This is a genomic window from Kribbella sp. DT2 (assembly GCF_049844575.1).
Lineage (GTDB): Bacteria > Actinomycetota > Actinomycetes > Propionibacteriales > Kribbellaceae > Kribbella.
Map to the genome: position 1 here is coordinate 1 of NZ_JBNCLH010000006.1, position 12,881 is coordinate 12,881.

At 70.0% G+C, this 12,881-nt stretch carries 14 protein-coding genes; 9 read left to right on the plus strand and 5 right to left on the minus strand.

Translation table 11 applies throughout. From position 1 onward, the window contains the following. Window positions 1–73 precede the first annotated feature (73 nt). Both ACLQ2O_RS24570 and ACLQ2O_RS24575 read right to left on the minus strand, forming a co-directional pair. Window positions 74–1,063, minus strand: coding sequence for a phosphotransferase family protein (locus ACLQ2O_RS24570; protein ID WP_425835285.1), 990 nt, complete (start codon window positions 1,061–1,063; stop codon window positions 74–76). A gap of 131 nt (window positions 1,064–1,194) precedes the next feature. After that, window positions 1,195–2,394, minus strand: coding sequence for an MFS transporter (locus ACLQ2O_RS24575; RefSeq protein ID WP_425835287.1), 1,200 nt, complete (start codon window positions 2,392–2,394; stop codon window positions 1,195–1,197). Window positions 2,395–2,440: 46 nt separating this feature from the next. On the opposite strand from ACLQ2O_RS24575, the gene ACLQ2O_RS24580 reads away from it, so the two are divergent. The 3 genes from ACLQ2O_RS24580 to ACLQ2O_RS24590 all read left to right on the plus strand — a co-directional run bounded on the left by ACLQ2O_RS24580 (window position 2,441) and on the right by ACLQ2O_RS24590 (window position 4,936). After that, complete coding sequence (locus tag ACLQ2O_RS24580) at window positions 2,441–3,556, plus strand: ferrochelatase (protein ID WP_425835289.1); 1,116 nt, start codon at window positions 2,441–2,443, stop codon at window positions 3,554–3,556. Further along, a complete protein-coding gene (locus tag ACLQ2O_RS24585) occupies window positions 3,553–4,347 on the plus strand; it encodes an inositol monophosphatase family protein (RefSeq protein ID WP_425835291.1) in 795 nt (264 codons plus the stop codon). Before ACLQ2O_RS24580 ends, ACLQ2O_RS24585 begins: the two co-directional genes overlap by 4 nt. A 289-nt stretch (window positions 4,348–4,636) precedes the next feature. Continuing rightward, entirely contained in the window at window positions 4,637–4,936 is a 300-nt protein-coding gene (locus tag ACLQ2O_RS24590) for a DUF4193 domain-containing protein (protein ID WP_012921380.1), read from the plus strand. A 117-nt stretch (window positions 4,937–5,053) separates the two neighbouring features. Here ACLQ2O_RS24590 and ACLQ2O_RS24595 read toward each other — a convergent pair whose 3' ends face one another. After that, window positions 5,054–5,509, minus strand: coding sequence for a DUF3093 domain-containing protein (locus ACLQ2O_RS24595; protein ID WP_425835294.1), 456 nt, complete (start codon window positions 5,507–5,509; stop codon window positions 5,054–5,056). A 115-nt stretch (window positions 5,510–5,624) separates the two neighbouring features. Between ACLQ2O_RS24595 and dut the strand changes: the two genes are divergently transcribed. From dut to ACLQ2O_RS24615, 4 genes are all read left to right on the plus strand, one after another. Further along, on the plus strand, window positions 5,625–6,077 hold the full coding sequence (dut, locus tag ACLQ2O_RS24600; RefSeq protein WP_425835296.1) for a dUTP diphosphatase: 453 nt from the start codon (window positions 5,625–5,627) through the stop codon (window positions 6,075–6,077). Window positions 6,078–6,172: 95 nt separating this feature from the next. After that, the gene (locus tag ACLQ2O_RS24605; protein ID WP_425835298.1) at window positions 6,173–6,880 is read left to right on the plus strand and encodes a DUF3710 domain-containing protein; all 708 of its coding nucleotides are present in this window, start codon (window positions 6,173–6,175) and stop codon (window positions 6,878–6,880) included. 54 nt (window positions 6,881–6,934) lie between these two features. Continuing rightward, window positions 6,935–7,324 carry an OB-fold nucleic acid binding domain-containing protein gene (locus ACLQ2O_RS24610; protein ID WP_425835300.1) on the plus strand — a complete coding sequence of 130 codons (390 nt, stop codon included), beginning with the start codon at window positions 6,935–6,937 and terminating at the stop codon, window positions 7,322–7,324. Beyond that, entirely contained in the window at window positions 7,317–8,165 is an 849-nt protein-coding gene (locus ACLQ2O_RS24615; protein ID WP_425835302.1) for a DUF3159 domain-containing protein, read from the plus strand. The genes ACLQ2O_RS24610 and ACLQ2O_RS24615 overlap by 8 nt, the downstream gene beginning before the upstream one ends. A gap of 52 nt (window positions 8,166–8,217) precedes the next feature. On the opposite strand, the gene ACLQ2O_RS24620 is transcribed toward ACLQ2O_RS24615, so the two are convergent. Then, entirely contained in the window at window positions 8,218–8,886 is a 669-nt protein-coding gene (locus ACLQ2O_RS24620; RefSeq protein ID WP_077016494.1) for a potassium channel family protein, read from the minus strand. Beyond that, window positions 8,886–9,548 (minus strand): potassium channel family protein, encoded by a 663-nt coding sequence (locus ACLQ2O_RS24625; protein WP_425835304.1) that lies wholly within the window; start codon window positions 9,546–9,548, stop codon window positions 8,886–8,888. Before ACLQ2O_RS24625 ends, ACLQ2O_RS24620 begins: the two co-directional genes overlap by 1 nt. 93 nt (window positions 9,549–9,641) lie before the next feature. Between ACLQ2O_RS24625 and ACLQ2O_RS24630 the strand changes: the two genes are divergently transcribed. Next, window positions 9,642–11,669, plus strand: coding sequence for an APC family permease (locus ACLQ2O_RS24630; protein ID WP_425835306.1), 2,028 nt, complete (start codon window positions 9,642–9,644; stop codon window positions 11,667–11,669). Beyond that, on the plus strand, window positions 11,666–12,841 hold the full coding sequence (locus ACLQ2O_RS24635) for a class I SAM-dependent RNA methyltransferase (RefSeq protein ID WP_425835308.1): 1,176 nt from the start codon (window positions 11,666–11,668) through the stop codon (window positions 12,839–12,841). Before ACLQ2O_RS24630 ends, ACLQ2O_RS24635 begins: the two co-directional genes overlap by 4 nt. The last annotated feature ends 40 nt before the right edge of the window (window positions 12,842–12,881 follow it).

Genomic DNA, 12,881 nt, shown 5'->3' on the forward strand with positions numbered 1-12,881 from the left:
ATCAGAAATCACACCAGAACGAAGCACCAACCAATCATCAACGACAGCGCCGCCCGGATTTAGCAGACACGCCCTAGGCGGGCCAGCCTCTTCGGAGCGCCAGCCAGTCGAGGAACGTCCAGGCGTAGAGGCGCTGGTGGCGGCGCAGCTCGGGCGTGCAGCCGGGCGGCGGTGGGGTGTCGAGGTCGTCGAGCATGTACGCCGCGATCAGGGCCGCGCCGCAGTCGAGGTGGTCGGCGGGGACGTCGGCGGTGAGCGGGCTGCTGCGGATCGCCGCCTGGGTGTCGATGCCGTCGTACTGGGCGATCGGGAGCAGGCTGGCCCAGTCCAGCCACCGCGGGCCGAGGGCGAGCCAGTTCCAGTCGACGGTCCAGCAGGTGCCGGACCGGTCGATGAGGAGGTTGTCCGGGCGGAGGTCGTTGTGCAGGGCGGTGTCGCCGGCGAGGGCCTCGGGGTAGAGCGCGATGAGGTCGGAGAGCTCTTGCAGTACGCCGGGGAGCCAGGGCTGGAAGCCCGTCGGGAGCGGTCGGTCGCCGGAGCGGATCCGCTCGGGGAGGTCGATCGGCCAGCCGTTGGCGATGTCGTCGACGAAAGCGTCGAGGCCGGTCAAAGGTGCGGGCGTGAGGGCTTCGGCGATGACCTCACAGGAAGTACTCGCCGCAGCGAAGTCTTCGGTGGTCCAGGGCGAGCTGGGCATCCGCCCGTCGATCAGCTCGGAGGCGACAGCAAACCATTTGGTGTCTTCAGTCTCCGTGGTTGCTGTTGCGACGATCCGCGGGACTCGGATGACGTCCGGCAGTTGGGGGACGATCTCGGCTTCGCGCTGGTAGGCGCCGTACGCGTGCAAGGTGTCCGGGGCCGCTTTGACGAAGAGCTCTCGGCCGTCGGCGAGCCGGACCGGTGCCGCGAAGCCGCCGGTGAAACCGGAGCCGACGACGGCGCCGGCCTCGGCGATCTCGGTGCCCAGGGCAACAGCCAAGGCGTGCTGGAGGGCCGCGGGCAGGGTGTCCCAGCCGGGGCGGGCGGAGGTGGCGCGGTAGTCGACGACGGGGGGACCGGGCATGCCGCAGACCTTAGCTGCCGAGCGCCCAGCGAGCCTCTCATTTCTGGTGGGTGGTGGACGGTTGGCGTGCGCAGCATGGACGGGTCTGTGGTGCTGCGCTCGGAGATCTACGCGAACGCCCCGCTATCGCGCTAGTTGTGCGCGAACACGGTCTTCGGCCGGGCGAACGTGGTCGAGACACCGGCGACACCCGCGCAGAGCACCCCGATGAACACCGGCACCCAGTACGCCGACGAGGCGCCCCACACGTCGACCGCGTGACCGGCGGCCGCGTTGCCGGGGGCAACTCCGAGCAGGATCCCCGTGACCGTCCAGGTGATCGCCTCGGTCAGCCGCTGCGGCGGCACCCACTCCTCGACGCACGCGGTGACCGCCACCATCGTCGGCGCGATCGTGAGCCCGGCGCAGAAGAGCACTCCACCCAGTGCGACGGTGTTGCCGACCCAGGGGAGTGGTGCCAGCGAGATGGCCAGCAGGATCGTCCCGATCAGCAGGCGGCGCTCCACCGGAGCTCGCCAGTGGACCGATCCGTACCAGAGTCCGGCCAGCAGCGACCCGAACGCCCACACCGCCAGTACGACGCCGGACATGCCCGGCTGTCCCTGCTCGGCGGTGAAGGCGACAGTGACGACCTCAGCGCTCCCGAGCGTCGCCCCGAGCCCCACGCCGATCAGGCTGAGGAGCAGCAGCGACAGCCAGGGCAGCGGAGCCTGCTCGGCCCCGTTGGCCTTGCCGCGACCAGGTGGGTCGGAGCGCCGCAGCAGCGCCAGCCAGATGCCACCCGCCAACCCGAGCACGCCGGCGGTCGCCAGGGCGACGTACGGGCTGACCTGGGTTGCCAGCGCGGTGACGAGCACCGGCCCGATGATGAAGACCACCTCGTCGCCGACAGCCTCCAGCGCGAACGCGGTCTGCAGCGCCCGGCCCCGGCCGAGCAGGTGGGTCCAGCGGGCCCGGACGAACGAGCCGACCTGCGGACGGCTTGCACCGGCCAGGAACGACAGCAGGTAGAGCACGGCGGTCGGGGCGTCGGCCCGGACCGCCAGCAGGAGCCCGACCAGGCCGATCGTGCAGAGCACGCTGCCGGTCAACAGGAGGCTGCGCTGCCCGAACCGGTCAACGAGCCGGCCCTGGATCGGACCGGTGATCGCACCCGCGACGACAGCCACGCCGGAGACCGCTCCGGCCAGTCCGTACGAGCCGCTCTCCTGGGCGATCAGGATCACGATGCCCAGCCCGATCATCGAGATCGGCATACGCCCGAGGATCCCGGCGGCGCAGAACGCGGCGGCGCCGGGACGGCGCATGAGGTGGACGTAGGGCATCAGCATGGGGGACCGTGCACACCGTATCCGCAGGGCCTGACAAACTCGTTACATGCCCCACCCCGTGTCGCCTGACTCCACCCCGTACGACGCTGTGCTGCTGCTGTCCTTCGGCGGTCCCGAGAAACCCGAGGACGTGCTGCCGTTCCTGCAGAACGTCACCCGCGGCCGTGGCATCCCCGACGAGCGGCTCAAGGAGGTCGGCGAGCACTACTACGGCTTCGGCGGCAAGAGCCCGATCAACGACCAGAACCGCGCGCTGCTGGCCGCGCTGCGGGAGTCGTTCGGCGACCTCGGCCTGGACCTGCCGATCTACTGGGGCAACCGCAACTGGGCGCCCTACCTGACCGACACGCTGCGCGAGATGGCCGCCGACGGGATCGGCCGGGCGGTGGTGATCGTGACGAGCGCCTACCCGTCGTACTCGGGGTGCCGGCAGTACCGGGAGAACCTGGCCGACGCGACCGCCGCGGTCGAGAACGCGCCGGTGATCGACAAGCTGCGGCACTACGCGAACCACCCGGCCTTCGTCGCCTCGTTCGTCGAGTCGACCGCGGCCGCGCTGAGCGAGCTGCCCGAGGGTGCCGCGATCGCCTACGTGACGCACTCCATCCCGACCGCGATGAACGCGACCAGCGGACCGGACGGCAACGGGTACGTCAGCTGGCACCTCGACGTCGCCGCCGAGATCACCGCCGAGCTGGAACGGCGTACCGGCGTCTCCCGGCGGACCGACCTGGTCTACTGCTCGCGGTCCGGCCCGCCGCAGGTTCCGTGGCTCGAGCCGGACGTCAACGACCACCTGGAGGAGCTGGCTGCGGCCGGCGCGCCCGGGGTGGCCGTCGTGCCGATCGGGTTCGTCAGCGACCACATGGAGGTCATCTACGACCTCGACACCGAGGCCGCGGCGACCGCCGACAAGCTGGGCCTGCCGATGGCCCGGGCAGCGACGCCGGGGACCGACCCGGGGTTCGTGACGATGCTGCGCGACCTGGTGGTCGAGCGGGCCGAGGCCGAGCGCGGCGGCCAGCCCGAGCGGCCCTGCGTGGGCAAGCTGGGTCCCGGCTGGGACAACTGCCGCCCCGACTGCTGCCCGGCCTTGCGCCGCCCGACCCCCTCCACCCACACCGCCGTACCAACGACAGCAGGATCGAAGGAAACCGCATGAGCACCCCGCAGGAACTGCTGAAGCTGGCCGTCACGGTCGCCACCGAAGCGGCCGAGCTGATCGTCGAGCGGCGCCGCGGCACGGTCACCGTCGCCGACACCAAGAGCACCGCGACCGACATCGTCACCGCCGTCGACCGCGAGTCCGAGGAGCTGATCCGGGCCCGCGTGCTGCAGGCCCGGCCGGACGACTCGTTCCTCGGCGAGGAGGGTGACGACATCGACGGGACCAGCGGCGTGCGCTGGGTGGTCGACCCGATCGACGGCACGGTCAACTACCTGTACGACATCCCGACGTACGCCGTCTCGATCGCGGTCGAGCAGGACGGCGTGACGGTCGCCGGGGTGGTCGTGGACGCGCCGAAGGGCGAGGTGTTCACCGCGACGCTCGGCGGCGGCGCGTTCCTGGACGGCAAGCCGATCCGGGTCTCGGACTGTACGTCGCTCGACCGCGCCCTGGTCGGCACGGGCTTCGGCTACGACCCGGACCGGCGGCTGGTGCAGGCCGAGGTGGTCCAGCAGCTGATCGCCAAGGTTCGCGACATCCGGCGGATCGGGGTCGGCGCGATCGACCTGTGCTACGTCGGCTGCGGGCGGCTGGACGCGGTCTACGAGCGCGGGCTGAACCCGTGGGACTACGGCGCCGGCGCGCTGGTCGCGTCCGAGGCGGGGGCGACGGTCGGCGGCCTGAACGGTGCACAAGTTTCGCCGGAGATGTCGATCGCGGCCACGCCTGGGGTGTTCGATGCGTTACACGACGCACTGGCCGCCGCGGACCCGCTGCGCGCATAATTTTGCACATTTGTGCTCACAAAGTGCTCATACTGAGCGGTAACGAGCATTCTTCTGTTCGGTCCTGACAATTTCTTCGACACGCGGGTCACAAGGTGGACCCCGGCGCGCGCGAAGGCCTGTCGATAGGGCACAATCCCTGCCTCGGGAGCGGAAGCGAGTCCGGTCCCAGCCTGTCTGTCAAGGGTTTCGGGGGACCAGAGGATTCCGGGTGGAATTTCTCGGGCGCGTTATCCGTTCCAGGGCTCAGCAGGCAACACCACGGGTACGAAGAGGGCAGGGAAACACCATGGCGACTGACTACGACGCCCCGCGCAAGACGGACGAGGACTCCAGCGAGGAGTCGATCGAAGAGCTGAAGACTCGCCGTCACGACAAGAACTCCGGCAAGGTCGACGAGGACGAGGCCGAGGCGGCCGAGAGCTTCGAGCTGCCCGGTGCCGACCTGAGCCACGAGGAGCTGGCGGTACGGGTCCTCCCGCGCCAGGCCGACGAGTTCACCTGTTCGAGCTGCTTCCTGGTCCACCACCGCAGCCAGCTCGCGAACAGCAAGAACGGCCAGCTGATCTGCCGCGACTGCGCTGCCTGACACACGGCAACGCGGCCGCCCTGCTCGGCTGATCCGTACCAATCGGGACCGTTCCCCTTCCCGGGGGCCGGTCCCTTGGTACGTTCTCAGGCCGCCTCCTCGCTAGATCCCGTGACGTCAGGACCTTGCCACGCTGCTCTGCGTCAGCGCGGCTGCGAGCTGCTCCGGCTTCCGCGTGGCGATCAGCCAGTACGGCGCGGGGTCGTGCGGGTCGGTGATCTCCACCCGGACCGCGCCCTTCAGGTAGCCGCGCAGCACCAGGTACGCCGCCGGGTCGCAGTCGCGGCCGAACGCGTTCCGGACCGCTTCACCGGTCAGCGGCTCGACCTTGCCGAGGTGCTCGCGCTCGATCGACGCCTTGCCCGCGCGGAGCCGCTCGGCGTCCACCGCGACCTGCGCGCCGCCGTACCGGATGAAGAGCGCGGCCAGCAGGACAGCGCACACCCCACCCGCGGCCAGCCCGGCCGGCTGCCCGGCAGGCACCGCGACGATCAGCCAAATGGTCAGAACGAGCAGGGCGGCGATAACCCACCAACGCACCGGCACGCTCAACCGCTCCCGATAGTTCGTCACAGGACCAGCCTGGCACGTGGGTCCAGGAGTGACGTCGGTAGGGTTCTCGATCGTCGGTCCGGCACTCGGAGAAGTGACCCGCCACTGCCAGACGCCAAACACAAAGGTGAACCCCATGACCGAAGTACTGATTCAGCGGCTCGACGCGGAGTTGCCGGTGCCGGCGTACGCGCACCCGGGGGACGCGGGGGCCGACCTGGTGGCGGCGCACGACGTGACGCTGAAGCCGGGGGAGCGGCAGTTGGTCGGGACCGGGATCGCGATCGCGTTGCAGGACGGGTTCGCCGCGTTCGTGCACCCGCGGTCGGGGCTGGCGGCGAAGCACGGGGTGTCGATCGTCAACGCGCCGGGAACAGTGGACGCGGGCTACCGCGGCGAGATCAAGGTGTGCCTGGTCAACCACGACCCGCGCGCCGAGGTGACGCTGCGGCGTGGTGACCGGATCGCGCAGCTGGTGGTTCAGCGGGTCGAGAAGGCCCGGTTCGTCGAGGTGACCACCCTGCCGGGCTCCGCGCGCGGTACGGGAGGACACGGCTCGACCGGCGGTTTCGGTGATGTGACACGCTGATCAGGTTGCCGCCCGCTGACCTGCGGGTACGGGAGACTACGGCGGGGTTCGTGCCGCCCCCAGAAGACTGACGATCGAGGAAGTAGGCAAGAGCAGTGATCTTCCGCCGCAAGGCCAAGAACGAGGACGCCCCGGACACTGTGGACGCCGTCGAGGAGACGACGACCGAGGAGGCCACCGGCGACGGTGGCGCCGAGGACACGGGCACTGGGGAGTCCCCGGCCGCCGTGGACACCAGTGGCGGTCCGTTCGACGTGACCGAGGTGGACCCGGCGACGCTGGAGGCCGAGGACCGGATCGACCTCGGGGCGCTGGTGATCACCGGTCTGCCGGGCATGGAGCTGCGGCTGCAGGTCGACGAGCAGAGCGGTGACGTGCAGGCGATCCTGCTGGTGCTGGAGGACTCGGCGCTGGAGCTGCGCGCGTTCGCCGCCCCGAAGACGGCCGGCATCTGGGACGAGGTCCGCCGCGAGATCGCGAGCGAGGCCACCAAGATGGGCGGTACGGCGTCGGAGACCGAGGGCCCGTTCGGGACCGAGCTCGTGCTCGTCGTACCGGTGCAGGACCCGGAGGGCCAGATCTTCAGCCAGACCTCGCGCGTGATCGGCATCGACGGCCCGCGCTGGCTGCTGCGCGGCACCGTGCTCGGTCGCGCGGCGGTCGAGCCGGAGGCCGCGCCGCCGATGGAGCAGGCTTTCCGCAACGTCGTCGTCGTCCGCGGTTCGGAGCCGATGGCGCCGCGCGAGTCGCTGGCCCTGAAGCTGCCCGCGGGCGCTCAGCCGGCCGCCGAGGAAGAGGCCTGATCCTCATGTCCGGATACCGGTTCGGCGCGCTCGCGCGCGGATTACACTGATCCCATGGGGAGCGACAAACCCGCAGGGTTGTGGCGCCGTGCCTTCCGCGGCCTGGCCGGCGACCAGGACGAGCAGGACGCCGAGGTACTCAAGGACTTCGCCCACGACTGTGGCGCGCGGTCGATCACCGGTTGTCACGACCGGGAGATGGTGACGCTGTACGGGACGCTGCGCACCATCACCTTCAGCCCGCGCGGCGGTGTCCCGGCCCTGGAGGGCGAGTTGTACGACGGCACCGGAACGGTGAAGCTGGTCTGGCTCGGCCGGCGCAAGATCGCCGGCATCCACCCCGGCTCGGAGCTGATCGCCTCCGGGCGGATCGGTGTGGTCGACGGCGACCGGGTGATGTTCAACCCGCGCTACGAGCTGCGTCCGACGGCCGCGAATGGCTGAGCCGCGCGCCGGCCAGGACTCCGAGCGGGACCTGGACGGCCACATCGACCCGAACCTGGGGCACCAGGCCCCGAAGCACCCGACCGACGAGGAGCTCGTCGAGGTCCTCCGGCCGGAGCTCGAGGCGGCCGAGGCCGAGCTGACCGACGACAAGCCCGCGGGCGAGTCCGCCGACGAGCGGCCGAAGACCACCGACAAGGACTTCTTCCAGGCGCTCGGCGGCTGGGGCGCACTGCTCGACATCGGGCTGCCCTGGATCGCGTTCCTGATCGTGTACGGCGTCAGCGACCACGACCTGAAGCTTGCGCTGATCGTCGCGATCGCGTGCGCCGCGGCCGTCGCCGTCCTGCGGCTGGTCCGCAAGCAGCCCCTGCGCAACGTGCTCGGCGGCTTCGTCGGCGTGCTGATCTCCGCCTGGGTGGCGAACCGGAGCGGCAACGCCGAGGACGTCTACCTGCCCGGCCTGCTGACCAACGTCGGCTACGGCCTGCTCTACCTGATCACCGTGCTGATCCGCTGGCCGCTGTTCGGCGTGCTCTACGGCCTGATCACCCAGACCGGTACGGCGTGGCGCCGCGACCCGGCGCTGCTGCGCGGCTTCAGCCGGGCCACGTGGGTGTTCGTCGCGCTGTTCGCGATCCGCCTGATCGTCCAGGTGCCGCTCTACCTGGCCGGCAGCCTGAACGCGCTGGGCATCGCGAAGGTCGGCCTCGGCCTGCCGTTCTACGCGCTGGCGCTGTGGCTCGCGTACGCCGTACTGCGGGGCTCGATGCCCGCGGACAAGTGGGACGAGGCGCGTGACCACGTCACGCACCTGCTGGGCGGCGGCAAGAAGAAGTAGTCCTGACGTACAGAACCGCCGCACACCTCAGAGGTGTGCGGCGGTTTCTTCGTTACTTGCGGTGGTGCGGGGAGAGCATGTCCTCGAGCTGTTCCTCGGTCTCGTCCGCCGCGACGAAGAGGAGCTCGTCGTTCAGCTCCAAGGTGCCCTCCGGGTCCGGCCGCAGCACCCGGCCCTCGCGGATGATCGTCACCAGCGCGGTGTCGGTCGGCCAGTCGATGTCGCCCACCCGCAGGCCGATCATCGGGGAGTCCTCGGGCAGCGTCAGCTCGACCAGGTTCGCGTCGCCCTGGCGGAAGGTGAACAGGCGGACCAGGTCACCGACCGAGACGGCCTCCTCGACCAGCGCCGACATGATGCGCGGTGTCGACACCGACACGTCCACGCCCCACGCCTCGTTGAACATCCACTCGTTGCGCGGGTGGTTGACCCGGGCAACGGTCCTCGGGACGCCGAACTCGGTCTTGGCCAGCAGCGAGACGACCAGGTTCACCTTGTCGTCACCGGTGCTCGCGATCGCGACCTGGCACCGCTGCAGCGCGGCCTCCTCCAGCGAGGACAGCTCGCAGGCGTCGGCCAGCAGCCACTCGGCGCGCGGCACCGACTCGGCCTTGATCGCCCGCGGATCCTTGTCGATCAGCAGGACCTCGTGCCCGTTCTCCAGCAGTTCGCCGGCGATCGAGCGGCCGACGTTCCCCGCGCCGGCGATGGCTACCCGCATCACAGCTCCTCAGGCTTGGTGCCGAGCTGGGACTCGATCGCCGCGGCGCTCGTCTCCAGCATGACCACGTGCACCAGGTCACCCTCCTGGATGACCGTGTCCGCCTTCGGCAGCAGGCCTTCGCCGAGCCGGGTCAGGAACGCGACCCGGGCGCCGGTGGCCTTCTCGATGTCGAACGCGGCCCGCCCGACCCAGCCGGAGTGCACGTGCACCTCGGCCAGCCGGATGGTCGCCGACGGGTCGCGCCACTCGGGCTCGGACCCGCTCGGCAGCAGCCGGCGGACCATCTGGTCCACCGTCCACTTCACCGTGCCGACCGTGGGGATGCCGAGCCGCTGGTAGACCTCGGCACGGCCCGGGTCGTAGATCCGGGCGACGACGTTCTCGATCCCGAAGTTCTCCCGGGCGACGCGCGCGGCCAGGATGTTGGAGTTGTCGCCGTTGGAGACCGCGGCGAAGGCCTCGGCGTCCTCGATGCCGGCCTCGATCAGCACCTCACGGTCGAAACCCATCCCGGTGATCGTGCGGCCGGAGAAGTTCGGGCTCAGCCGGCGGAACGAGTCGGCCGACTGGTCGATGATCGCCACTGTGTGGCTGCGCTTCTCCAGGGTCCGGGCGAGCGTCGACCCGACGCGACCGCAGCCCATGATGACGACGTGCACTCCGTGATCACTCCCTGCCCCGCGGGGGGCCGCTGGCATCCATTCGGCGGTGTAGACGCTACACCGGACCGGGGCTCCCTCTAACATCCTCGTGTGACCCCTGCCCTAGGCGACATCGGCAAACGCATCCTGATCGGCCGCAAGCTGCGCAGCACGCAGCTCGGCGAGACGCTGCTGTCGAAGAAGATCGCACTGCCCGTGTTCGCCAGTGACGCGCTGTCGTCAGTGGCCTACGCGCCCGACGAGATCTTCCTGACCCTGTCGCTGGCCGGGCTGGCGGCCTACAGCTTCTCCTGGAAGATCGGCCTGCTGGTCGCGTTCGTGATGCTGATCGTGGTCGCGTCGTACCGGCAGAACGTGCACGCCTACCCCTCCGGCGGTGGCGACTACGAGGTCGCGACCGTGAACGTCGGGCCGAACGCCGGGCTGACCGTGGCCAGCGCGCTGATGGTCGACTACGTGCTGACCGTGGCGGTGTCGATCTCGTCCGGGGTGCAGAACGCGAAGTCCGCGCTGCCGTTCCTGGCCGGCCACGAGGTCCCGCTCGGGGTCGGGCTGGTGCTGATCCTGACCGCGCTGAACCTGCGCGGCGTCCGGGAGTCGGGGGCACTGTTCGCGATCCCGACGTACATCTTCATGGCCGCGATCATCGGCATGACGCTGTGGGGCCTGGTCCGGCTGAGTGCCGGCAGCCTGCCGCTGGCCGACAGCGCGGCGTACGACATCCATCCCGAACCGGGGCACGAGGTGTTCAGCGGTCTCGCGGCCGCGTTCCTGCTGGCCCGGGCGTTCTCGTCGGGCTGCGCGGCGCTGACCGGGGTCGAGGCGATCAGCAACGGCGTACCGGCGTTCCGCAAGCCGAAGAGCAAGAACGCCGCGACCACGCTGCTGCTGCTCGGCACGATCGCGATCACGATGCTGATGTCGATCCTGTTCCTGGCCAGCAAGATCCACCTGCGCTTCGCCGAGGACCCGGCCACCCAGCTGTACCGCGACGGCGTACCGGTCGGTGACTCCTACACCCAGAAGACCGTGATCGGGCAGATCAGCCACTCGGTCTTCTCGAACTTCTCGCCCGGCTTCTACCTGGTGCTCGCCGCGACCATGCTGATCCTGGTGCTGGCCGCGAACACCGCGTTCAACGGCTTCCCGGTGCTGGCCTCGATCCTGGCCCGGGACGGCTTCCTGCCCAAGCAGCTGCACACCCGCGGCGACCGGCTCGCCTACAGCAACGGCATCATCCTGCTCGCGGCCTGCGCGGTCGGCCTGATCATCGCCTTCGACGCCGAGGTCACCAAGCTGATCCAGCTGTACATCGTCGGGGTGTTCGTCTCGTTCACGCTCAGCCAGTTCGGCATGATCCGGCACTGGACGCGGCACCTGAAGACCGAGACCGACGCCGCGGTCCGGGGCCGGATGATGCGGTCGCGCTCGATCAACGCGGTCGGCCTGACCCTGACCGGCATCGTGCTGGTGATCGTGCTGATCACCAAGTTCACCCACGGCGCCTACATCGCGATCATCGCGATGGCCGTGCTGTTCGTGATGATGAAGGGCATCCGCCGCCACTACGACACGGTCGGCCGCGAGATGGCGGTCGACGAGGGCGACCAGCTGATGCTGCCGGCCCGCGTGCACGCGATCGTGCTGGTCTCCAAGCTGCACAAGCCGACGCTGCGGGCGCTGGCCTTCGCGAAGGCGGCCCGGCCGTACATGCTCGAGGCCGTCACCGTCGACGTCGACCGCGAGGAGTCCGAGACGCTGCAGGCCGAGTGGGAACGGCACGACATCCCGGTCCCGCTGAAGCGGCTGGCGTCGCCGTACCGGGAGATCACCCGGCCGATCCTGCAGTACGTCCGCGACATCCGGCGGCAGTCGCCGCGCGACGTGGTGATGGTCTACATCCCCGAGTACGTCGTCGGTCACTGGTGGGAGCACATCCTGCACAACCAGAGCGCGCTGCGGCTCAAGGGGCGGCTCTTGTTCACACCTGGTGTGATGGTGACGTCGGTTCCGTACCAGCTGATCTCGTCCGAGGCGGCCCAGGAACGGCAGGACAGGGTGGAGCGGGTGGCCGGACAAGTACGCCGGGGCGCTCGCAAGACGTCGGGAGATCGGTGACGGGCGAGAACGACATCGTCGGAACGGTGCTGGAGCTGGAGATCGGCCCGGTGGCGCACGGCGGGCACTGTGTCGCGCGGTACGAGGGCCAGGTGGTCTTCGTCCGGCACGGACTCCCGGGGGAGCTGGTGCACGCCCGGGTGACCGAGCGGACCAACAAGTACCTGCGGGCGGACGTCGTACAGGTGCTGACGCCGTCACCGCACCGGATCGAGCCGCCCTGCCCGTACGCCGGGCCGGGGCGCTGCGGCGGTTGCGACTTCCAGCACGCCAACATCGTCGAGCAGCGACGCCTCAAGGCGACCGTGGTCTCCGACACGCTGCGGCGGATCGGCGGCATCGAGCGGACCGTCACGATGGAGTCGCCCGGTGACGACGGGCTCGGCTGGCGGACCAGGATGCGGTACGCCGTGGGGCCCGGCGGCCGGCCGGGGATGCGGGTGCACCGGTCGCACGACCTGATCCCGATCGACCAGTGCCTGATCGCGCATCCGGGGACGCCCGACGTACTGGACCAGCGCTGGCCGGGGACCACCTCTGTACAGGCGGTGGTGTCGTCGGAGGGCAAGCAGGCCGTGATCACTGACTCCGAGAGCGGCGGCCGGGTTGTCGAGGTCGTGCGGGATCGGCGGTTCCGGGTGGAGGCCGGTGGGTTCTGGCAGGTGCATCCGGCGGCTGCTACCACGCTCGTGGACGCCGTACTGGCTGGGCTGGAGCCTGCTGCTGGTGAGACCGCTCTGGACCTGTACTCCGGGGTGGGGCTGTTCGCGGCGTTCCTGGCTGAGGCCGGGTGTGCGGTGCTGGCGATCGAGGGGGACAAGGACGCGGTCAAGAACGCCCGGCGGAACCTGCACGACCTGAGCGGGGTCACGCTGGAGCAGGGCGATGTGGATCGGGTGCTGAACGGCGCCGTACGGCAGGGGCTGTCGCAGGTCGACCTCGTCGTACTGGATCCGCCGCGGACCGGCGCCGGCAAGCACGTCGTCCAGCGGATCGCCGGGCTGGCGCCGCGGAAGGTGGCGTACGTCGCGTGCGACCCGGCGGCGCTGGCGCGCGACCTGAAGACGTTCGCAGGGCTCGGGTACGGCGTCAGCTCGCTGCGGGCTTTCGACCTGTTCGGGATGACCCATCACATCGAGTGCGTGGCCGTGCTGGAACCTGTGACTGGTTAGTTACTAGGCGGCTCAGGTACCGTTCTGCGCTGGTGCCCTG